The organism is Pedobacter sp. KH_004, assembly GCF_057840755.1.
The window spans coordinates 2,159,836-2,184,074 of sequence record NZ_CM174519.1 but is presented as its reverse complement, the minus strand read 5'-3'; the positions used below and the strand labels follow the sequence as shown (position 1 = coordinate 2,184,074).

General features: G+C 39.0%; 15 protein-coding genes. 9 read left to right on the top strand and 6 right to left on the bottom strand.

Annotated features, from left to right (window positions below):
• The first annotated feature begins 21 nt into the window (after positions 1-21).
• Together AC3ITD_RS09290 and AC3ITD_RS09285 are read left to right on the top strand one after the other, a co-directional pair.
• A complete protein-coding gene (locus tag AC3ITD_RS09290; RefSeq protein ID WP_489365915.1) occupies positions 22-2,595 on the top strand; it encodes a helix-turn-helix domain-containing protein in 2,574 nt (857 codons plus the stop codon).
• Between the two features lie 89 nt (positions 2,596-2,684).
• On the top strand, positions 2,685-5,021 hold the full coding sequence (locus AC3ITD_RS09285; protein ID WP_489365913.1) for a glycoside hydrolase family 31 protein: 2,337 nt from the start codon (positions 2,685-2,687) through the stop codon (positions 5,019-5,021).
• Between the two features lie 138 nt (positions 5,022-5,159).
• On the opposite strand, the gene AC3ITD_RS09280 is transcribed toward AC3ITD_RS09285, so the two are convergent.
• From AC3ITD_RS09280 to AC3ITD_RS09260, 5 genes are all read right to left on the bottom strand, one after another.
• Complete coding sequence (locus AC3ITD_RS09280) at positions 5,160-5,525, bottom strand: hypothetical protein (protein WP_265801444.1); 366 nt, start codon at positions 5,523-5,525, stop codon at positions 5,160-5,162.
• A gap of 185 nt (positions 5,526-5,710) precedes the next feature.
• The gene (locus AC3ITD_RS09275) at positions 5,711-6,688 is read right to left on the bottom strand and encodes a family 43 glycosylhydrolase (protein ID WP_489365911.1); all 978 of its coding nucleotides are present in this window, start codon (positions 6,686-6,688) and stop codon (positions 5,711-5,713) included.
• The gene (locus AC3ITD_RS09270; protein ID WP_265801442.1) at positions 6,675-8,090 is read right to left on the bottom strand and encodes a glycoside hydrolase family 28 protein; all 1,416 of its coding nucleotides are present in this window, start codon (positions 8,088-8,090) and stop codon (positions 6,675-6,677) included. Before AC3ITD_RS09270 ends, AC3ITD_RS09275 begins: the two co-directional genes overlap by 14 nt.
• A 30-nt stretch (positions 8,091-8,120) precedes the next feature.
• Positions 8,121-9,749, bottom strand: a complete 1,629-nt coding sequence (locus AC3ITD_RS09265) for a sodium/sugar symporter (protein ID WP_265801441.1) — start codon at positions 9,747-9,749, stop codon at positions 8,121-8,123.
• A 120-nt stretch (positions 9,750-9,869) separates the two neighbouring features.
• Positions 9,870-10,877 (bottom strand): LacI family DNA-binding transcriptional regulator, encoded by a 1,008-nt coding sequence (locus tag AC3ITD_RS09260; RefSeq protein ID WP_489365908.1) that lies wholly within the window; start codon positions 10,875-10,877, stop codon positions 9,870-9,872.
• A gap of 482 nt (positions 10,878-11,359) precedes the next feature.
• Here AC3ITD_RS09260 and AC3ITD_RS09255 point away from each other — a divergent pair, with 482 nt between their 5' ends.
• The 7 genes from AC3ITD_RS09255 (at position 11,360) to AC3ITD_RS09225 (ending at position 23,827) form a co-directional block, all read left to right on the top strand.
• Positions 11,360-12,247, top strand: a complete 888-nt coding sequence (locus AC3ITD_RS09255; protein ID WP_265801438.1) for an inositol oxygenase family protein — start codon at positions 11,360-11,362, stop codon at positions 12,245-12,247.
• A gap of 68 nt (positions 12,248-12,315) precedes the next feature.
• Positions 12,316-15,357, top strand: a complete 3,042-nt coding sequence (locus AC3ITD_RS09250) for a SusC/RagA family TonB-linked outer membrane protein (RefSeq protein ID WP_265801436.1) — start codon at positions 12,316-12,318, stop codon at positions 15,355-15,357.
• 11 nt (positions 15,358-15,368) lie between these two features.
• Entirely contained in the window at positions 15,369-16,967 is a 1,599-nt protein-coding gene (locus AC3ITD_RS09245) for a RagB/SusD family nutrient uptake outer membrane protein (protein WP_463486049.1), read from the top strand.
• 97 nt (positions 16,968-17,064) lie between these two features.
• Positions 17,065-18,045 (top strand): purple acid phosphatase family protein, encoded by a 981-nt coding sequence (locus tag AC3ITD_RS09240; RefSeq protein WP_489365905.1) that lies wholly within the window; start codon positions 17,065-17,067, stop codon positions 18,043-18,045.
• Positions 18,046-18,094: 49 nt separating this feature from the next.
• Positions 18,095-19,309 carry an acyltransferase family protein gene (locus tag AC3ITD_RS09235; protein WP_265801433.1) on the top strand — a complete coding sequence of 405 codons (1,215 nt, stop codon included), beginning with the start codon at positions 18,095-18,097 and terminating at the stop codon, positions 19,307-19,309.
• A 1-nt stretch (position 19,310) separates the two neighbouring features.
• On the top strand, positions 19,311-21,527 hold the full coding sequence (locus tag AC3ITD_RS09230) for an alpha-N-acetylglucosaminidase (protein WP_489365902.1): 2,217 nt from the start codon (positions 19,311-19,313) through the stop codon (positions 21,525-21,527).
• The gene (locus AC3ITD_RS09225; protein ID WP_489365900.1) at positions 21,527-23,827 is read left to right on the top strand and encodes a GH92 family glycosyl hydrolase; all 2,301 of its coding nucleotides are present in this window, start codon (positions 21,527-21,529) and stop codon (positions 23,825-23,827) included. Before AC3ITD_RS09230 ends, AC3ITD_RS09225 begins: the two co-directional genes overlap by 1 nt.
• A 140-nt stretch (positions 23,828-23,967) precedes the next feature.
• Here AC3ITD_RS09225 and AC3ITD_RS09220 read toward each other — a convergent pair whose 3' ends face one another.
• On the bottom strand, positions 23,968-24,237 hold the full coding sequence (locus tag AC3ITD_RS09220) for a Trm112 family protein (RefSeq protein ID WP_489365898.1): 270 nt from the start codon (positions 24,235-24,237) through the stop codon (positions 23,968-23,970).
• Positions 24,238-24,239: the final 2 nt, after the last annotated feature.

Sequence of the window (24,239 nt, the reverse complement as noted above, 5' to 3'; positions counted from 1 at the left end):
AACAAAACTTAAATCCTATAAATGAAGCCGATTTTACTGACCATTATATTGCTGCTGAATTTAATGCCAAAGCTATTTGCTCAGGATTTCGTTTTTTCACCTTTAACCGTTTCACAGGGACTAAGTGATAACCAAATACGGTACATCATCCAGCTTCCAGACGGCCGAATGGTTTTTAAAACCAGTGGGAACCTCAATATTTTTGATGGTTCGCGTTTTACCTATATTCATGATAAAAGTAAGCAAGGCTATGCGTTGAAAAGTTACGATGGTTTCTATCGGATTTACCAGAGTGGGGATTCCATTCTCTGGATAAAAGATCATCATAAATTAATGCGGGTTGATTTGTATGAAGGAAAATATCAATCAAACCTTAACCGCTATTTCGAAACTGCTGGTTTTAACGGCCCGATTGATGATTTTTTTCTAGATTCAGATAGTAGAATGTGGCTTCTTAACAACCAAAAGTTACAGTCGAAAAATCATCAATATTCAATAGATCTAAATCATAATGTTGGGCTACTGCAAGATGTGAGTAATGAAAGAGACGATTTATTTCTTTTTTACAGCACCGGCGAAGTAATTTGCTACAATTTGAAAGCAAAGCGTCAGCAATTTAAACTGGCTGCATATCCTGCTGCTCACCAGTCTAAATTTCAAAGTACATCACTTGTGGTGAAGGCGAAAAATGGATTTTATCAACTTCGGAATGGGAGTAATGGTGGCTGCTTCTTTTTTGATACCCGTAAACGCGATTGGAAAAAAGTATTGGAAACGCCATATCATCTCAATACTCTGGTGGTAGATTGGGATGGAAAAGCAACCATCAGCTGTGCGAATGGAATTTGGATTGTGGATGTAAAGCATAACAACAGCCAGTATATTCCAGTTATTGAGCAGGCAGATGGAACTAAACTCAATACAGAAATAAGTACGCTATTATACGATAAACAAGGTGGTTTATGGCTCGGAACCGCTAATCAAGGATTATTATACCATCATCCGCATCGGTATTTATTTAACACCGTAAAAAAATCTTCGTTTCCTGGTAGTACTTTTAAAGAGGTGATGGTTCAGTCATTTGCCGAAGATGATCTCAGCAACATCTATGTTAAAACGCAGTCTGGAGTATATTTGTACAAGCCCGGAGTTGGAAACGAAGATTCGCTACGACCTCTGCCCCCAAAGTTAATTCCCTCTGGAGTACTTAAAGGATTGAAAACGGAGGTATTAAACTTGCCTGGCAACCAAACAGCCAAATTTAAAGATAGTAAGGGTTGGATTTGGACGGGCACCACAGATGGTTTGAGTGTATTAAATCCTGTTACTGGTAAGGAACAATTTTTCTATACTCAAAACGGGCTCTCCAACAACTTCATACAATCGATTTTTGAAGATAGCCGTAAAAATATTTGGATTGCCACAAGTTATGGAATTAACCGGGTGCAACTTAGTAAAGCCGCAAAGGATGTCACATTTATCAACTACGATGCTTCGACAGGTGCCTTGGAAGGCGAATATTTGCTGAATGCTGTATTTGAAAGCAAAAATGGAACACTTTACTTTGGTGGCGTAAATGGCTTTTCGGTTTTAAACCAAAATATTGCACAGAATGATAAATTACCATTTAAACCGGTTTTTACTGATTTTTTGGTGCATGGAAAGAAGATAGATGTTGAAGGGGATAATAATATCTTGGACAAAACGGTGCCTTATACTAGCGGCTTAGTTTTACTATACGACCAAAATTTTCTCACCTTCCGTTTTTCGGCACTTAACTATCAAAATCCCGCCCAAACTTACTATCGTTACAAACTGATCGGTATAGACCAGGAGTGGAGAGAAAACCGAAGTGCACAGGGAAACGATTTTTCTGGAAGGGATGGAGTGCTCACAATAGCTTACACCAATCTAACGCCAGGAAAATATGAACTTCAGGTAATGGCTTCTACTACCAATTTGGAATGGCCAGGAGAAATCACCACAATCAACCTAACCATTAATCCTCCATGGTGGCGAACTACGGTGGCATATTTTTGCTATTTTGGTTTAATGGTTGTAGCCATTTGGCTTAGCATTAGGTTTTATTTGCGTAACGCCAGAAAAAATGCAGAACGAAATCGGAGGGAAGATCTTCTCCTGCTCAGAATTAGGAGCTTAATTGATCAGCAAAATTTATTAAGTGGGAAACTCGAATTTGCAAATCCTTCTTCCCCGCCAAGAACAGAAATTCCTCAGTACACGGAAAACATGAACCCGATGGAAGCTACGTTTTTAAAGAAAGCAATGTTGCTGGTCGAGAATAATTTAAATGTAAGCGACTATTCTGTTGAGCAGCTTAGCAGCGATTTGAATATGGACCGTACCGGGTTGTATCGCAAATTGATTACCTTACTTGATAAATCTCCCTCGCTATTTATCCGTAACATCAGGTTGGAAAAAGCTGCAGAATTACTTCTTGAAGGAACCCTTAATGTTTCTGAAATTGCCGATCGTGTAGGCTTCAGCAGTTCGAGCTATTTGAGCAAATGCTTTCAGGAACGTTATGGCTGTAAACCTTCTGAATATGCTCAAAATGCGAAAAAATCAACCTAAATACCAAAAAAATCAACATTGGTGTTGTCTCTATTGAGGTTGTTGAATCTATTTTTGCTGTCATCAAATACCAAATATAAACCTATAATATGAGAATTTATCGAAGGCTTTATTTTATAACGGCAGTGCTAATGCTGACTTTTTCGGGAGATTTAAACGCACAGTCAGTTCAAAAACTTCCGCAGGGGATTTCCTTTTCCACTCAGGGAATGGATATTAAAATTGAATATTATTCGCCGAGCATTGTGCGTGTGTTTAAAACACCTGGCGGAAAACCATACGACAAAAAGAGCCTCTCTGTGGTTGGTAAAGCGGTGAAAACCCCGATTGAATTTTCTCAGATGGGAAAAAATACGCTGATTAAAAGTGATTCAATTCAGCTAGAAGTAAACGTAGAAACAGGTGGTATTTATTTTTCAGATCGTTCGGGAAATAAATTGTTGAATGATAAAGATTATGGAACACAATTTTCTCCCCTAGATGATGCTGGTACACCATCGTTTAAAGTTCGAAACGGTTTTTTGCTGGATAAAGATGAGGCCATTTATGGGGTAGGACAAGTTTTGGATAACAAGTTTAACCGCCGCAATTCTGCTCATCACATGCAAAATGAAAATATGTCAACCTATTCGCCGTTTTTTCATTCGGTTAAAGGTTATGGCGTTTTTTGGGATAACTATTCCATTTCAGAATTTAATGATAATCCTCAGGAACTTTCTTTTGAAGGTTTAGGTCACTGTTCAGATTACTATTTTATGTACGGTAAAAATGCGGATGGCGTAATTTCAAAAGTGCGAACTTTAACGGGGAAAGCTCCCATGCTTCCATTGTGGGCATTTGGTTTTTTTCAGAGTAAGGAGCGATATAATAGTCAGGATGAAAGTTTAAATGTGTTAAAAAAGTATCGCGATTTAAAAGTTCCGCTTGATGTGGTAATCCAAGACTGGCGTTACTGGCCCGAATATAATAAAAGTGATAGTGCATGGAACTCTCAAAGTTTTGATAAAGAACGCTTTCCAGATCCAAAAAAATGGGTGGATCAGATTCATCAGTTAAATGCTAAACTGCTTATTGTTACGTGGCCTGGCTTTGGTCCAAAAACGGATCAGCGCAAAGAGTTCGATAGTAAAAAGATGATCATTAATTTTGATACCTGGCCACCAAACAGCGGGGCGAGGCCTTATGATGTTTTCAATCCTAAGGCCTTAGATATTTATTGGAAATATCTGGATAAAGGTATTTTTAGCTATATCGGAAACGATGGTTGGTGGCTGGATTCTACAGAGCCGGATCACATCAATAAAAAAGAATCTGATTTCGATTTGCCCACTTACCTGGGCAGTTACCGAAGTGTAAAAAATGGTTTCAGCCTGATGCATAATAAAGGCATCGCAACCCACCAGCGGGAAACGAACAGCCAGAAAAGGGGCGTCATTCTCACCAGATCTGGCTTTATCGGTCAACAGTTGTATGGTTCTAACACCTGGAGTGGCGACGTAAGTTCTACCTGGGATATGCTCGAAAAACAAATTCCTGCGGCTTTGAATTATACGCTTATGGGCATTCCGAACTGGAACAGCGATATAGGTGGCTTTTTTGCTGGTCGCTGGCGTAATGGAGGTGGAAATAAAAATCCCGAATTTCAGGAACTTTACGTTCGTTGGATGCAGTTTGGAACTTTTAGTCCTATGATGCGTTCTCATGGAACAGACTTGCCAAGAGAAATCTGGAATTTTGGCGACCGCGGTACCTGGTGTTTTGATGCACAGGAAAAGTTTATCAAGCTCCGTTACAGCTTGTTACCTTATATTTATAGCACCTCGTGGGATGTTAGTAAAAATGATGGAACCTTTATGCGTCCGCTGGTGATGGATTTTGCTGCCGATAAAAAAACACATGAAATCGGTCATCAATATCTGTTTGGCCGATCGATTTTGGTTGCTCCGGTAACAAAATATCAGACTAAAAAATGGCCTGTATATTTGCCAGAGGGAAGCGGTTGGTATAATTTCTGGACCAACCAATATTACAACGGTGGGAGAGAGGTAAACACTGATGCGCCAATAAACATCGTTCCACTTTATGTTAAGGCTGGATCAATTATTCCAATCGGACCGGATGTTCAATACTCAACAGAAAAAAAATGGGATAATTTAACTGTTCGTGTTTATGGTGGGGCCGACGGTGAATTTGTATTGTACGAAGATGAAAATGATAACTATAATTATGAAAAAGGAAAGTTCTCTACCATCACATTTAAGTGGAATAATCAAGAAAAAACATTAAGTGTAGGCGATAGAACCGGTAGTTTCAAAGGGATGTTAGGTGCCAGGAAATTTAATGTGGTATTAATTGCTGATGGTAAATCGGCTGGGCGTTCGAAGTCGATTACCTACAATGGAAAGTTGATTAATATGAAGCTTTAATTCGAGGCTAGCCAATCTCGACTGCACAAATAAAAGTAATTTGAAGGGTTAGCAATTCAGAATGTTGCTAACCCTTAAGTTTTGATCTATTTGCTCTGACTCTTGCGAATTTTCTTGATAATAAGAAATAACACTGCGCTAATAATTGTCTACCAGTTGTTCCGGTTGCGGGCCGATGATCAGTTCCTGGTCTGGGACCCAATTAATGTCACAGTCAATAAGTTGAACGTAGTTTGCAATAATATTCATCAGCTTGTAATACTCTGCATTAATTTGCGGTTGCAATTTCCCAAAGCTGATTACAAGGGTGTTTTCAATCAATAATGATTGAACATTGAAAGCAAAAGAATCATTTTCCAACCATTCAAAATTCTGATCAGATAATAAGACTATCGAACAGTCAACTTTCCATTTCCGGCGAGACGCTGTTACATGGTAAGTCAGCTGGAAATCTAGTATTCCATCATTGGTCGAATCAAAAAGTATATTAACCTTCTTTCCCATTTAACGTTTACAGTAAGCATGTTTCCATATTTAAAAAGTACCCTTAAAGCATATTGAGCACAATTAAATTTAAATTATGGCTGGCTTGATGTCTATTGTAAATTGTAAAAAAAAGACGTCGATTTACTAAATCTGAGCTACTTTATTTGCGTAAACGTTTACGTAAAAAACCGCATTTGCTTAGCTCAATTAATATGCTTCGTTTTCACCGGAACAACCTTCATGAGTTGGTTTTTATTGTCGTATTTAAGGCTATCCAAACAAAGTTCCCTAAGCACATACTTTTCCTTTTGCGGAACAATGCGATGGTATAAAACGTAATCCTGTTTTCCTAAAGTGACTACGGTATGATGACCGGGGCCTATTGTTGCTGTACCAGGTATAGTTGAAAGAATTGGACTATTTTTTCCCTTTTGGAAAGGACCAAAGGGCGTTTTGCCTACTGCATATCCTATTCGATAGGTTTCATCAATTGCTTTTCCTTCAGAAAACATCAGCAAGTATTCGTTATTTCTTTTAATCAGGTGTGGTGCTTCGAAATAACCGGATGGTGTTACCTCCACTGGCTTATTTACAAAACTGAACATATCTGGCTTTAACTTTACAGCCATGCATTTTCCATTAATCCAGTTAAATCCCGAACCCCAGTAGAGATAGGCATTGCCGTTATCATCGACAAAACAATCAGCATCAATGTTATGAACGGCAGGAAAATCCTTCGCAGCAATTAGCGGCGTGTTATCTTTTTTGAGGTTTTTCCATGGCCCCAAAGGTTGATCACTTACTCCAGCCCAAACCTCGCTCCCGACAGATACGTACATGTAAAACTTCTTATCTTTACCTCTGACAACAGAAGGTGCCCAAACCATCGAATTATTGGAGGTTGGGCTGTTACAGGCTTTTTTGGTTGGCCAATTTAAATGGTGGCGTGTGAAGTTAACAAAGTCTTTCGTTTCAAAAACACCCAGTTCATCTCCGCCCCATGGATCAATAGTGGCATAAATATAATAGGTGCCATTTTGCTTTACAACCGTTGGATCGGCAAAATACCCGGGGATAATAGGATTACTTACCTGCTGCGCCATCGATGATAGCGAAATAAGCATCAGCATCAGCAATGCTGAAAAACTGCCAATATTTTTGTTGTTTCTATTTATCCGCATCTCTTTCTGTAAAATTAACTGATTTAATTTTAGTTACATCCTTTGTTTCCAATGCTTTACCTGCATAAGAAGGTTTGGCTTTACCCCAAATTACTTCGCTGTTTTGTAAACTGATGTAGCCTGTATTTTCGAAATAAAAACCAGCAATATCACTTTTTACCATCCCCTCTACATTGCTCGGCCTGCGGTCATAAACTCCGCCAGGCTGCTTAGTTGTTTTCTCCATTGCAACAGTTACCTGATCAAAATAAATGTTCGAAATCTTCTCAGGATTTTCGCCGCTAATGTAAACTCCACCTTCTCCAGTGCATCGAATATTGGAGAAATAAATATTTGTTACAGCACCCACGCGGCCTTTTGTCTCACCTTTCGGTAACCGCCAGCCCGCATCTTTGTTATTGCTTGTTGCTCGTGGGTACGCGGTAATGTAAATAGGCTCGGCTTTGCCCCACCATACATCTGAGAATAATTTGGATTCGATAACCAGATTTGAAAAAATTACATCACTTACCGTTCCTTCATCTCTGTTTTGAATGCCTATGCCTCGATTACTATTAACGATATTACAATTGTTGATCAGTACTTTACTAATGCGGTCCATATTTTCAGAGCCGATTTTGATGGCACAAGAGCTGGAAGTCATAGTACAATTGCTAATGACAATATTTTCGCATGGACCATATTTTTCAAATTCACGTCTGTTTTTTAAGCAGATACAATCATCACCCGATTCGATATAACAATTGGTAATCCTTACATTTTTACTATGATCGATATCGATACCATCGCTATTTCTAATTTTGATACTATTGAGCAACGTGATATTTGAAATCGCAACATCGTCACAACCTATTAAATGAACCGTCCAGTAAGCAGAGTTTTTAAAAGTAACGCCGTCGATATTTAATTTTTTACAACCAATTAAAGTGAGTAAATGTGGCCGCGGATCTACAACATTAAAAGGCTTGAGCACATAAGAATCGTCTAGTTCTTCTCCCATAAATGAAATGCCATTTCCGTCAATTTCACCGCTACCCGTAATGCTTACCTGCTGCAAATCTTTTCCACCAATCCATACGGTTCCTTCCCCTTTGTTATCGCCAAAGGCACTTTCCGTATAAAGTTTTTCATCCGGACTTGCTAAAATTTTGGCTCCGCCTTCTACTCTTAACTCTACAAATGATTTTAAGTTGAAGGGCCCCGAAAGATAAACATGCCCGGCGGGAACAACTACCTGGCCACCGCCAGCTTTTGAACACGCATCGATAGCTTTTTGAATCGCCACTGCATCATTGGTTTTGCCGTTGCCAACCGCACCATAGGTTTTAATATTAAATTTTGATTGCGCATTGGCAAAAAAGCCCGAAAGAAGGAAGATTGCTAGAATTAATTTTAACTTCATCTATGTTATATTTAGCGTACTATTTAATTTTTACCAAAAAACTGTATAAAGGGCGGCCATAATGCCTACAATAATTACAGATGCAACCATAAATGCAGGCGTAACTTTAAACATCGTTTTGTCAATCTCTAAGCCCTGCGGATTGTTCTTACTTTTAGGATCGGTAAGTGTGATTACCACCATCACCACGATAATAGTCACAAAAACCCACGACATTCTATTTAGAAAAGGAATATCATCAATTAAACCCTGACTTATTGAGGGCAGGAATTTGAAGAAGATGGAAAGAGGAATGGTTAGCAGTGCGGCACAAAGTGCTGCCCTTGATGTTGTTCGTTTCCAGAAAAAGCCAAGTAAAAAAATGGCAAATACACCCGGCGAAATAAAACCGACATATTCCTGGATAAACTGATATACCTGATCAAAGCTTCTTAACGCCGGAGCAACAATAATGGCAATTACCGATGCGATGACCACTGACCATCGCCCAACGGCAACCATCCGTGTTTCGCTTGCAGTAGGATTAATATATTTTTTATAAATATCTAAGGTGAAAATGGTGGCAATACTGTTTGATTTTCCTGCTAGCGAAGCCACAATAGCTGCCGTTAATGCTGCAAAAGCCATTCCTTTTACGCCAATAGGTAATAAGTTCATTAAGACCGGATAGGCATGATCTGGTTTGAGTACGCCTGAACTGTCTAACATTTCTGCCTGAAAATAGCCACGCTGGTAAAGCACAAAAGCAGCAATACCCGGAATCACTACGATAACCGGAATTAGCAATTTTAAAAAGGCAGCGAAAATCAATCCGCTTCTTCCGGTTTTTAAATCTGCCCCCAAAGCCCTTTGAACGATGTATTGATTGCAACCCCAATAATTGAGGTTGTTAATCCACAAACCGCCAACCAATACAGCCACACCTGGAAGTTCGTTGTAAAACTTATCGCCCTTTGAAAATATCATGTGAAAATGATCAGCAGCCTCGGTGCGTAACATCGGCAGCGCACCTAAAACGGTATCTACATTCAGTTTTTCCGACACGAGTTTTAGCGCCATGTAGCAAGTGATTAATCCGCCGATAACTAAAACAAAAACCTGGATGACATCTGTATAGCCAATCACTTTCATCCCCCCAAGGGTAATTAATGCAGAGAATATGGCCAGAAAAATGATACAGGTACTAAAAGGAATTCCTGTAATGGTTTCTATGGCGATAGCACCTAAAAAAAAGATAGAGGTAAGGTTAACAAACACATAAACCAGTAACCAAAAAACAGCCATTAAAGTACTCACGGTATTGTTATACCGGGTAGATAAAAACTGTGGCATGGTATAAATTTTATTTTTAAGGTAAATTGGTAGGAAGAAAACCGCTACAATAATCAGCGTTGCTGCAGCCATCCATTCGTAACTGGCGATGGCCAGTCCCATGGCAAAGCCAGAGCCAGACATACCGATAAAATGTTCTGCAGAAATATTTGAAGCAATGATGGATGCGCCAATAGCCCACCATGTCAAAGATCCTTCAGCCAGAAAATAGTCTTTAGTATCTGTTTTCTTTTGTTTCTTAGATCTATAAACATAATAACCGTAGGCCGAAACGATAACGAAGTACAAAAAGAAAACGGCACAGTCAAGCGCTGAAAGGTGATTCATAGCGTTGTAATATATTTGGTTTTTTTAAAAGTCAGAAAAAATCCGAATCAAAGCGGATGAAAGAAGGTATTTAATTACGTAAACGTTTTCGGGTTTTAACCGATTTTAAGCAGGTTTTTCTTAGCAACCAGTTGATTCTCTTTTGATGAGCACTGATTTGAGCACAATATTTTGATCATCTCCAATACCACGTTTAGTTAAGATTTTAAACAGGCATTTAGCAGCCTCAATCCCGATTTCAAATGCAGGTTGCGTAATTGTTGTCAAAGAAGGATTGAGCAACTTTGCAGAACTCAGGTTAGAAAAGCTGATAATTTTTACATCATCTGGAATTTTAAGTTTTAATTCCCTGCAAGCAAGGTATGCCGGAATTGCAAATTCTTCTATTGAGGAGAAAATTGCATCTGGCTTATGCGATTGGAACAAATTGATAATGTTGGCCACATTCTCATTTTCTTCTGGCTGATAATGTAAAATTAGGTTTTCATCGATGCTGATGCCATGTGCTGCAAGTGCATCTTTATATCCGGCAAATCGCGTTCGGCCGGCAGGTAGTTTTTCCAAACCGTATAAATAGGCAATTTGAGTACAGCCACACTCAATTAAATGTTCGGTGGCATTAAAGGAAATCTGGTAATCATCAGTGGTAATTTTAAAGGCATCTAAAGATTCGTACACCCGATCGAAAAAAACCAGCGGGATTTTTTTAACCAGATCGCGGTAATAATCATTATTGTATTCGTTGCTCGATACAGAAGTCAAAATGCCATCTACCCGGCCGTTTAGTAAACTGTTCGTAAATAACATTTCCATCTCAATATCTTCATGTGTTTGATAAATGAGGACATGATAACCATATTGCCTGGCAATTTCTTCGATCCCTTTGATGGCCAGGGAAAAGAAGTTGTTAGCAATGTTCGGTATAATTACCGCAATGGTTTTAGTTTTGTTGCTACGTAGATTACTGGCCGCAGGGTTTGGAGTGTAGTTAAGTTCTTTTGCCAGTGTTAATACCCTGGTTTTTGTTTTTAAGCTAATTTCGTAGCTATCATTAAGTGCTTTTGAGACAGTTGCTATCGACAGGTTTAACTCCTGCGCAAGTCTTTTGATATTTACCTCTCCCGACATTTGGTTACTCGTTTTGTTAGTTAATCAGGATAACCAAAAACATTTTTCATCTCGTAATGATGATCATTTCAGCTGGATTTACAAACCAAAATTGGAAGATATATATCCAATGCTAATATGCCTTGTTTCTCCACGACTCACTTACAGGGATGATTGTCTGGTTATCAAAAACGAATTTGAAAGTTGCATGCAACGTAACAAATTCGTTGCTACTAAACTAAGGAATTATAATAACAATTTGCCTACCTGCTTTAGTTATTTAGGTGCCAGCATTCTTGGTTGCTTAATAAAACCCAACGCTGCATCAATCTGTACAGAGTCAAAGTACAAGAGATTATAAGTCAGTTAGTTATATTAAATTATCTTGATTTACTTAATCGTTTACGTAAATAAAAATCCCAAATCATAAAAATCTAAGGTTTCAAAAACTCAACTTTAGATCATCAAACAAAGCATATTTTAACCAAATTATTTCTAGCCTTATGAGAAACGAAGAAATATTTTCGAAGGAAGATCAGAATCCATTGAAGAATATTGATCAATGGGAAGAGGATTTATTAATCCGTTATCCAGACCCGTCCAATATCAATTCAGACAAAAAAGAAGAACAATTTAGAAACTACGACGAAACCGAAAAAGATGGTGTAAAAGAGTTTTATAAACTGAACCACACTTACCAAACTTATGATTTTGTTCAGCAGAAAAAAGCTGATTATTTGAAGTTTGATAAGGAAGAAATGCCTGTGTGGAGTGCTTTTGATTTTCTGAATAAACTAGTTGATGATTCTGATCCGGATACAGATTTAGATCAAATGCAACACCTGCTTCAAACATCAGAAGCGATTAGAAATGATGGCCACCCGGACTGGATGGTGCTTGTGGGTTTAATCCATGATATGGGAAAAGTGCTTTGTCTTTACGGTGAGCCGCAATGGGCAGTTGTGGGCGATACATTTCCGGTTGGTTGTGCTTATTCAGATAAAATTGTTTATCCGGAGTTTTTTGAACTGAATCCTGATTTCAAGAATCCAGAGTACCAAACTAAACTGGGTGTTTACAGTCAAAACTGCGGCCTCGATAACGTTCACATGTCTTGGGGGCACGATGAGTATGTTTATCACATGATGAAACCCTATATCCCTGAACCAGGATTATACATGCTGCGTTACCACTCATTTTACTCGCAACATAAAGAAAATGCTTACGATCATTTAATGAGTGAGAAAGACCACGAAATGTTTAAATGGGTAAGATTATTCAACCCTTATGATTTATACTCTAAAAATCCTAATCAAAAAAGCTGGGAAGAATTAAAGCCTTATTACGAGGCGCTTGTTAGTAAATACCTTCCAGCAACCATTAAATTTTAACACAAAAACAAAACATATACATTAAACAAATTTAACTAACCATTTATGAACCTAAATCTACAAAAATCATGAGGTTTAATTTTACGAGCATAAAGTATGGCGGCTTTCTTTTGCTGTTCTTACTTATCGGCCAGTCTTTCAATATGGCATTTGCCCAAACAGAAAGAAAAATCTCCGGTAACTTAATAGATAATACCAAACAGCCTATCATAGGTGCTTCGGTTTCTGTAAAGGGAACCAGCAAAGTTACCTCAACAGGTGCAGAAGGATCTTTTACGATCTCTGCAAAAACTGGCGACAAAATCCTTTTTAGCTTTTTAGGTTATCAAACCAAAGAGCTAACGGTAGAGGCCGCTTCAACATATCAGGTAACCATTTCAGAAGCAACGGCATCACTAACTGATGTTGTAGTGGTGGGTTATGGTAAAAGCACCCGAAAAGCGTTAACAAGTTCAATATCAACCGTTAAAGGCGAAGATTTAAATAAAGGCGCCATTAGTGATGTTGGCCAGATGTTACAGGGTAAAGTTCCGGGACTAAATATTAGCCGTAGTGGAGATCCAAACCGTAACGCCGCGATTATCATGAGAGGTGCATCTACACTTCGTGAAGGCGCTCAATCTCCTTTATTCGTTATCGACGGTGTAGTTGGCGCAGATATTTCGATTATTGCACCAGATGATGTGGCTTCTATTGATGTATTAAAAGATGCGGCTGCAGCGGCTATTTATGGTAACCGGGCGGCAAACGGTGTAATTATGGTGACTACTAAAAAAGGCGTGAGTGGGCAAACACAAATTTCATATAACGGCTATTTTGGAATTGAAAATGTTTCCAATCGCTATGACATGATGAATGCAGACCAGTTGCGGGCTTTTTTAGCGAAAACAAACTCTGCTCTAACACCAGCAAATGATAAAGGTGCAAATACAAACTGGCAGGATGAAGTGCAAAGAAGCGATGCCATGTCTCAAAACCATAACGTTTCATTAAGTGGTGGTACCGAAAAAACAACCTATAATGCAAGTGTTAACTATTTCAATCAGCAGGGGATAATTAAAACAAGCGGATTAGATCGGTTTATTGGTCGTATTGGCGTTGAGCAAAAGGCTTTCAATGATAAATTGAAAATCTCTTTCAACTTAAGCAACTCTGTAAGTAATGCAGATCTGGTTCCTTACAGAAACACGATATTATCGCAAATGCTTACTTATTTGCCAACTGCACCGGTAAGAAATGCCGACGGTAGTTATTTTGATAACTTGGTTCAAACCAGTTATTATAACCCGGTTTCGATGTTGGAGAATGCGAAAGAAAATTTAAAAACTAAAAATATTTTGGGGAACTTGAGTGCTAACTTAAAACTTCCTTTTGGTTTTACATATGATGTAAATGTATCTTATCAAAATACCCAAAATGTGTATGGTGCGTTTTACAATAGCATTTATACTTCTCGTTATAACAACGTAAGAAACACACCAGATCCGCCAGCAAACCCAACGTTCGTCTCTTTAGTGGGGCAGAATGGTGTGGCAGTAAGAAACGCTTATCAAAATACAAATAAGATTATAGAAACTTATCTTACATGGAACAAAAAGTTTGGCGATCATGATATTAATGCGGTAGTTGGTTATTCTTATCAACAATCTTTAAATAATGATGGTTTCCAATCAACTTCTACTAATTTTCCTGTAAATGAGGTGGGTTATAACAACTTAAGTTTAGGTAATCCTTACGCGGTAACCGATTTCAGGGTAGATTTTAACCCTGGTGTTACCTATCAGGAAATTCTGTTGATTTCTGATTTTGCCAGAGTAAACTATAATTATAAAAACAAGTATTTACTTCAAGGATCGATTAGAAGGGATGGATCTAACGTATTCGGTATAAATGAAACCTGGGGTTACTATCCATCAGTTGGTGCAGCATGGAACCTTGACCAGGAAAATTTCATGAAAAATCAAAACGTGGTTAGGTCATTGAAATTACGTGGAAGTTATGGTATTGCCGGAAATTCATTGGGTTTTGCGCCACTAACAACCAAATTGATTTATGGTCAGGTAGGGCAGTTTTATTACAACGGTTCACCGAGAGAGGGTGCATATGGCGCCATCCAAAATGAAAACAAAGATCTACGCTGGGAAAGAACAGCAACCACAAATTTAGGTGTAGATTTTGGTTTATTCGGTGGTAGAGTAGGTGGTTCGGTAGATTGGTATAACAAAAAAACTACTGATTTAATTTTAACCTTCGATGTTGATCAAAACCTTTATCCTTCTGGTCAGCTTACCGCAAATGTGGGCAAACTAAGTAATAAAGGTATAGAGGTGGTTTTAAATGGTACGCCAGTGATTAGCGATAATTTCAGTTGGACAACAGCCATCAATCTTGCCAGAAACGTAAATAAAATCATTACCTTATCTGATACTCGTTTCAATATCGATAACAGGTTGACGGTAACTCCTGATGGCGCTGGTCAAAGTGGAGCATCATTACAGATTTTAGCACCAGGCCAGGCGATTGGAACATTCTACACTTTTAAATATGCAGGGAAAGATGCCAACGGTGTTTCGCAATACTACGATGCGGCAGGCAATATTAAAACGCAGGGTTTACTAAATAGAACTGACTATTATATTTTAGGAAATGCACAGCCAAAAGCATTAATCGGTTGGAGCAACAATGTTCGTTACAAAAACTTCGATTTAAGTATTTTTATGAGAGCCGTTTTGGGTAACAAAATCATGAACGTAACCCGTGCCGATTTGTTCCGCCCAAGCACAGCACAGTTCACCAATATACCGGTTGAGGTAGAAAACGAATCAGCATCAGATTTTAACTCCTACAAATATTCAAGCCGCTTCTTAGAAAACGGTAGTTACTTGAGGTTAGATAACGCCACCCTGGGTTACACATTCAAAAAAGGACTGATCCCGGGTGTAAACTCGTTGAGGTTGTATACTACTGCTAACAATCTTTTTGTGATCACTGGTTACAAAGGCATCGATCCGGAAATTAACCAGGGCGGTATTGCTCCAGGTGTAGATACCAATAACTTTTATCCTAAAACCAGAACATTCTTGTTCGGCTTAAACGTATCATTTAATTAAAATCAAAAAAGATGAAAAGTCTTATTAAATATATCGCAGGTGCAGCTTTAACATTAGGTGTGTTAAGCTCTTGCCATAAACTGGATTTAAAAGTTGAAACTCAGTTAACCCCAGAAACATTTCCGCAAACGGCACAACACTTTGTTCAGCTTACTGGCCAGGTGTACGTACAGCTTCGTCAGGGTTGGAGTACCGATTATTTCTTCATGCAAACACTAAGTACCGATGAGGCGATTATGCCTGCAAGAGGTGGTAACTGGTATGATGGCGGAACTTATGAAATGCACCACAAACATACCTGGACTAAAGATAACGGACATGTGAGTAGTGGTTGGGGATGGCTTTCGGGTGTGATTAGTAAAGCAAACCAGAGCTTGTTTCTACTAAAAGATGCCCCAGAATCACCTGCGAAAGTTACCTCAATAGCCGAGCTTCGTGCAACAAGAGCTTTAGCACTTTTTATGATGATGGATTTGTGGGGCAATATCCCTATTGTAACTTCATTCGGCGAAACAACTTCTCCAGAAACCAAACCGAGAGCAGAAGTATTTACTTTCATAGAGGCAGAACTTAAAGATATATTACCAAGCCTAAGCATAGCCACTGGTGCAGCAAATTACGGCAGACCGAACAAGTACACCGCTTATGCAATTTTGGCGAAGATGTATCTTAACTCTGAAGTGTATACCGGAACCGCCCGTTATAATGAAGCCGTAGCCATGTGTGATTTGATTACAACGGCAACAGGATCACCTTATAGTTTAGAATCTGATTTCAGAAAGATGTTTTTTATTGATAACGGACCTCAAACAAAAGAATTTATTTTTGCTATCCCTTACGATCCGGGATACAGCAATGGTTTTATGATTTATTCGAGGTATTCTTTACCACGATCATTGCAGGCGAAATATAGTCTTAAACATACGCCAAGTGCACCAATGAGTACTTTGCCAGAATTTTATGCAAACTTCAACGATCCTAATGATAAAAGAAATGCGCAATGGATTAGAGGTTTACAAACTTTTTATGATGGCCGCCCGGTTACTGTAGCTACAACCAAAAAAGGTTACGACCAGTTTTACACTGGTGCAGATGCTTCCGCTCCAATTACTTATCAGGTCGATATTACACCTAATTTAACCTTGAGAGATGCATCGAGACCATTCGACGTTGGAAATGATGAAGTGGCCTGGAACATGGGTTACCGCAACAATAAATTCTATTGCGATAGTACTTCCTCAAACAGAAATCAAAATAATGATGTGCCCATTTTCAGGTTATCAGATATTTTGTTGATGAAAGCAGAAGCGATATTAAGAGGCGCTACTCCAACACAAGGTCAAACTGCATTATCTTTGGTAAATCAGTTAAGAGCAGTGCGAACCACTTCACCAGCGTGGACTTCTGTAACCTTGGAAGATATATACAAAGAGCGTTGCAGAGAGCTTTCGTGGGAATGCTGGCACCGCAACGATATGATTCGTTTTGGTAAGTACGAAGGGTCGTGGGGTTTCAAAACCGATGCACAAACTTTCCACCGCCTGATGCCAATTCCTAATTCGGCAATGATCTTAAACCCGAAATTAAAACAGAATCCTGGTTACAATTAATTGGGATAACATGAAAAGAAATTTCTCTAGCTTATCTTTAGAGAAATTTCTTTTTTAAAATTTTATCCATTTCATTAAAAAGACCCCATTCATTTTCATGAATAAACGACTACTATTTCTTCTTCCACTTATTTCTGCAGGATCTTTATTTGCGCAAATCATCACAAAAAATCCTTCAGAAACGGTTGCTGCAACAAAAACCCTCAAAAAAGAAATTGGTACTTTAAATTTTATTGCCATGGGCGATTGGGGCAGAAATGGTGCCGATCACCAGAAACAGGTAGCGAAACAAATGGGAATTACTGCTGCAGATGTTAAGGCTCAATTTATAATCTCTACAGGTGATAATTTTTACCCTAGCGGTGTCATCAGCGAAAGAGATCCGCTGTTTAAATATTCGTTTGAAGATATCTACACTGATTTTTCATTGCAATGGGACTGGTATGTTATTCTAGGTAACCACGATTATAAGTCAAATCCTGATGCGCAGGTTGAATACTCAAAAATCAGCAGACGCTGGAAAATGCCTGCAAGATACTTTTCAAAGAAATTCCCCATCAATGGAGATCTGAATAATCAGGTTTTAATTGCTTTTATAGATACCAATCCATTGATTCCTGAGTTTTACAAAAACGCAGAATACGGACCAAATGTGAAAGGTCAGGATACTACTGCTCAAAAAAAATGGCTCGAAAAAACACTTGCCGAAAAAGATCCCTCCATAAAGTGGAAAATTGTGGTAGGCCATCATCCTATGTTTACCGGAGGTAGCCGAACGGAAGGTTATGATACCAAAGCCATTAGAAATTCATTGAAGCCATTGCTAGATCGCAACGGGGTTGATGTATATTTAACCGGGCACGAGCATAGTTTGCAGTATATTAAACCTGAAGGCAAAACGCATCATTTCATTTCTGGTGCAGCTTCAGAGAAAACGCCGGTTAAACTGATTCCTGATGCCCAGATGGTCGCATCAGAGTATGGCTTTATGCTGTTTTCTGTAAGCAATAACAGCCTAAATGTTCAGGTGATTAACGATGAAGGCTACGTGATTTATCAAACTGCAATAAAGAAATAGTTCCTGCGGAAGCAAAAATTAATCAATAATCTTCACCACCAACATTTAAATGAAATTAACCGCCAGGGTCGATTTGCCAGTAAGTAAACCAAAAAGATTAATTTCTTTGGATGCCTTGCGTGGTTTCGACATGTTTTGGATTATTAGCGGCGAAGGGATTTTCCATGGTTTAGCTAACGCCGTAAAGCAAAAGCATGGCCTTGCTCAAAACCATCAAGACTGGCAGATTATAGGTACAGAAAATTTGTCGCTTTTAGAGCGAATGATGGTTGGTATCAGCAATCAGCTGCACCATTCTCCATGGAACGGGTTCACTTTCTACGATTTGATCTTTCCCTTGTTTATTTTTATTTCTGGCGTATCAATGCCTTATTCGTACCAAAAATATTTTGAAAATAGGGCGAACGACAAAAGCCTTTCTAATCAGGTTTATTATTCGTTGATCAAACGAACCTTGATTTTAATTGTACTGGGTTTTATTGTGAATGGATTATTGCAGTGGAATGGTTTTGAAAATACCCGCTTTGCCAGTGTACTCGGACGAATTGCTTTTTCTACTTTTTTCGCTGCGCTGATTTATCTTAACTTCTCGCTACCAAAACAAATCATTTGGTTTTTAGCCATCCTTTTCGGTTATTATTTTATCATGATGTATGTTCCGGTTCCTCATTTTGGTGCTGGTGTGCTAACACCTGAAGGCAATTTATCAGCCTATATAGATCGCTTACTTTTGCCAGGGAAACTCCATCGCATTGTATACGATCCGGAAGGGATTTTAAGCACTATTCCTGCAATTTGTTCTGCGATGATTGGCATATTTACTGGTACTTTTATTAAATCCGAATCAAGCTCACCCAATCAAAAAGTACTCAAATTATTTCTTGCAGGTCTTGCATGTATCGCTTTAGGTTTACTTTGGTCGATCATTTTTCCCATTAACAAAACCATGTGGACCAGTACTTTCGTATTATTTGCTGGCGGATGTAGCATTTTGTTATTTACCCTATTTTATTATGTTATTGATGTGCAATCGATTAAAAAATGGTGTGTTCCATTTCTTTGGATTGGCAGCAACTCCATCCTCATATACGTTTGTGCCCATGGCCTTATTAATTTTGAATCTACGGCGGTTTTTATTTTCGGTGGCTTAGTTCAAAAGATTCCGGCAATCTGGCAATCGGCACTTTTATGGACTGCAATCCTCGGCATCCAATTATTTATCCTTAAATTTCTTTACGATAAGAAGTGGTTCTTAAAAATTTGATATGAAATTGAAATTCCTTTTTGTTCTTGCAATCTGTTTATTGGGCTACGGCAAATCGTGGTCGCAAGATTATTTAAAAACATCAAACGAACTTATTGCAAGGGTGGTTCCAAAGCACCAATCATATTTTCTGACAGAAAAACTGAACGCCAAAGATGGAAAAGATATCTTCGAAATTGAAAGCAAGGGCAACAAAATCCTATTAAGAGGTTCAAGCGGCGTGGCCATCGCTTCGGCATTTTATCACTATTTAACGGAGTATGCACACTGTCAAATCACCTGGAACGGCACTAATTTAAAACTGCCTGCTACGCTTCCAAAGGTACCAGCCAAAGTGAGAAAAGAAACGCCTTACGAATATCGTTACTACTTGAACTACTGTACATTTAACTACAGTATGAGTTGGTGGGACTGGGCAAGATGGGAAAAAGAGATTGATTGGATGGCTTTACACGGAATCAATATGCCGCTGGCCATTACGGGCGAAGAGTATACCTGGTATCTTTTGTATAAAGAAATGGGTTTTTCTGATGAAGAATTAAGTGGCTTTTTTACTGGTCCGGCATATTTCTCATGGTTTTGGATGGGCAACATCGATGGATGGGGTGGTCCTTTACCCGTTTCATGGATGAAAGAACACTTCGATTTGCAAAAGAAAATTTTACAAAGGGAGCGGGCACTTGGTATGAAACCTGTGCTTCCGGCATTTACTGGTCACGTTCCTGCCGCCTTTAAGGCAAAATACCCGAATGCAAAATTAAAAGCAACCAACTGGACCAATGGTTTTGCAGATACTTATATTCTGGATTCTGAAGATCCGATGTTTGCCCAAATAGGTAAAAAGTTCCTGGAGAAGCAAACGGAACTTTTAGGAACGGATCATCTCTATTCTGCAGATACCTTTAATGAAAATGAGCCACCATCATCAGCACCTGATTATTTAGGTAAACTGAGCGCAAGAATTTATGATGGAATGTCTCAGGCCGATCCAAAAGCCGTTTGGGTGATGCAGGGATGGCTTTTTTATAGTGACAGAAAATTTTGGAAAGAGCCGCAAACCGAAGCTTTGTTGAAAGCAGTTCCGGATGATAAAATGATTTTATTGGATCTGGCTACAGAAATTGAACCCGTTTGGAAACGAACGGAAGGCTTTTATGGTAAACCCTGGATTTGGAATATGCTTCACAATTTCGGTGGCAACACTAATCTGTTTGGTCGCATGGATGTGGTGGCAACCGCACCCGCCGAAGCGCTGGCAAATCCAAAAAGTGGTAAAATGAAAGGTATCGGTTTGAGTATGGAAGGGATAGAACAAAATCCGGTTTTATATGAGTTGATGATGGCCAATACCTGGCAAAAAACACCAATCGATTTAAATAAATGGCTTCCTAAGTTTGTTACCAACCGTTATGGAACCAATGATCAGCATGCACAAGATGCCTGGAAGATTTTAAGAAAAACGGTTTACAATGTACCTGCTGACAAATATATCAGAGATGGTGCAGAATCTATAATTCAGGCCAGACCAACTTTAGATTCCCTTTCACGATGGGCGAAAACTACACTGAACTATCATGAGGAGGATTTACTTCCAGCATGGGATGCGTTGATAAAAGCCAGTGAAAATTGTGAAGCCAGTGATGGTTATCAATACGATATTGTTGATTTAACCCGCCAAGTACTCGCCAATTATGCCTTGCCGATTCAAAGAAAATTTGTTGCTGCATATGAAAGAAAGGATCTTCAGGCATTCCAGATCGAGAGCAAAAGATTTTTAAATTTGATTGATGACATGGACAAACTATTAGCCTCAAGACAAGACTTTTTACTTGGTCCATGGGTAAGTGATGCGAGAAGATGGGGGAAAACCGAAAAAGAAAAGGCGCTTTACGAAATGAATGCGAAAGATTTAATCACCCTTTGGGGCGATGCTAAAAGTCCCCTGAATGAATACGCTTGCCGCCAATGGAGTGGATTATTAAGTGATTTTTATAAACCACGCTGGGAAATGTTTATTGCTAAAGCCGGTAATGCGATCATCCAAAATAAGAAGCTGGATATTGCAACCATTCAAAGTGAATTAGCCGACTGGGAATGGAAGTGGGTGAACAAACGCCAGGATTATCCTACAAAAACAGTTGGAAATCCGGTAACCCTTTCCGTTGAGATGTATGCGAAATACAGAAAAGAAGTTGGAGGAACCTATCAGAAAAAATAATGACTCAATCGATTAGCACTAATTACTCGACAGATTTGGCCGAAAAAGCGGTTATTGGTTTTTTTAAACATGCATGTGCATTCTCCGTGAAGATTACGTTGATCATTTGCCTGTTTTCTAGTTCTTCTTTTGCGCAACAAAAGGATTTGATTCGATATGTCCAGCCATTTTCTGGAACTTCTGGCAGTACCACGAAAGCAAGCCAACATATTGAGGATAAAACGGAGCGCTTGGCCAATACCATTCCGGCAGTTGCACCGCCTTTTGCAATGACGCAGTGGACACCGCAAACACAGCTTAGCGAGAAGAAATGTCTGGCGCCATATTATTACAATAACGATAAAATTTTTGGTTTTAGAGCCAGTCACTGGATCAGTGGTTCTTGTACGCAAGATTATGGCAGTTTCACCATCATGCCAATTTCCGGAAAACTGAAAACTGCTTCCAATGATTATGCCGAAAATTATAGTCATCAAGGGGAAATTTCGCAGCCGGATTATTATAAAGCAGTGTTTCAGAAATATCAGTTGGAAACAGAAATCACGGCTACGCTCCGCAGTGGTATGCTTCGGGTAAAGGCACTAAAAGCAGACAGTATTTATCTGTTAATTAGCCCAAATAGCGATCAGGAAAAGGGTTTCATTAAAATTGATCAATCAAAGGGTGAAATTTCTGGCTACAATCCTGTTCATCGTATTTATCAGGGCTGGGGAGAGCCTTCTGGTTTTAGCGGCTACTTCTTCATCAAAATTAATAGGAAATTTACTAGAAGTGGTGCTTTTAGCGAAGGCAGAACGGACACTGCAACATCCATAATCAATAAGAAAAATATTGGCGTTTATGCTGGGTTCAAACTGGAAAATGGCGAGCAAATCGTCATATCTTCCGGAACATCTTTTACCAGTATAGCAGCTGCAAAAGCCAATCTGGAAGAAGAAATTGGCTCCTTAAGTTTCGAGGAGGTGAGAAGCCAGATCAGAAAAAGCTGGTCTGAATCGCTTTCACAAATTAAAATTGTAGGTGGCGATGAGAAAAAGAAAAAAATATTCTACACAGCACTTTATCATGCCCAGCAACATCCAAGGCTTTTTAATGATGTTGATGGCGGTTACCCTCGTTTTGCAGGAAACTATCAACGCGAAATAGCTAAGGGAAATTATTACGATGATTTCTCCATGTGGGATATTTACCGGGCTCAGCTCCCTTTGGTGGAATTGTTGCAGCCAAAGCTGGCCAATGCCTTTGTTCAATCGTTAATATCAAAAGGTGAGCAGGGTGGATGGTTACCTATTTTTCCATGCTGGAATAGCTATACTGCTGCGATGATTGGCGATCATTCAACGGCCTTTATTGCTTCTGCTTACAATAAAGGGATTCGGGATTATGATATCCAGAAAGCTTATCAACTCATGAGGAAAAATGCTTTCGAGATGCCAGACTCTGCAGATTATCTAAATGGAAAAGGCAGACGGGGAATAAACAGCTATCTAAAATATGGCTATATTCCGATGGAAGATAGCATTCCGAATGCGTTTCATAAAAAGGAGCAGGTTAGCCGAACGCTGGAATATGCATTTGATGACTATGCATTAAGTACAATCGCGAAAGATTTGGCTAAAACAGAAGATTTTAAGATGTTAGATAAAAGGGCATTAAACTATAAAAATGTTTTCGATACCAGTGTCGGGATGGTTAGAGGGCGCTACAAGAATGGAACTTGGTTCGAACCGTTTCTTGCCGATCACCGTGAACCTTATATCACAGAAGGGACGCCGAGACAGTATAGTTTTTATGTGCCTCAAGATGTACCAGGTTTGGTTAAGTTAATGGGTGGACCTAAAAAACTAGAGAATGAATTAGATTCTTTGTTTAACAAACAGGAATATTGGCATGGAAATGAGCCTGGTCATCAAATACCTTTTCTGTACAATTTTACCGCTTCGCCATGGAAAACCCAGCTGCAGGTTAACAAAATCCTGAATGAAGAATACGATGAGGGAGCAGGTGGCTTAAGCGGAAACGATGATGCTGGCCAAATGTCGGCCTGGTACGTTTTTGCCTCACTCGGATTTTATCCGGTAGATCCGGTTTCAACATTTTATGAAGCAACTACACCCGCATTTAATGAAGTATTGGTGCGCTTCCCAAATGGTAAAACCTTAAAAATAAAAAAGATATCAGGACAGAAAAGTAAAGGCTACATTGAAAAAATAGTATTCAACGGGAAAACTATAAAAGGCTATAGATTAAATCACGCAGATTTGATTAAAGGTGGTGAACTGATTTACTACACGTTCTAATTTCGTTCTGCGGTCAGCCACAATTTTCCTCGACTGCCATTCAATTTTATCATGATAACGAAGCTTGTTGCAGGTGAAATTGCCTACATCAAGCTCATTTTTGAATAGTCGAACAAGATGTAGGCAAAATGAAAATGGTTTTAACTTTGATCGATTTGGCCGGGAATAAGGCGGATTTCTTCCAGTCCGTGTTCAATCTTCCAGTTTTCTATAATGGGCTGTTCGAGCTCAATCTGCCGATATTGATCAGGCGACATAATGGGCACACCATGTACAATGGGATAGTTTCTTTGGCATGCTGAGCAGGATAAAATGCCTTCCAGTACATTCAAGTTGGTGTCTTTTACAAAAATTTTCAATTGAAGATCCGCCTTATCAAAAGGACAGCATAACTTATTTATGGTTTTCATTC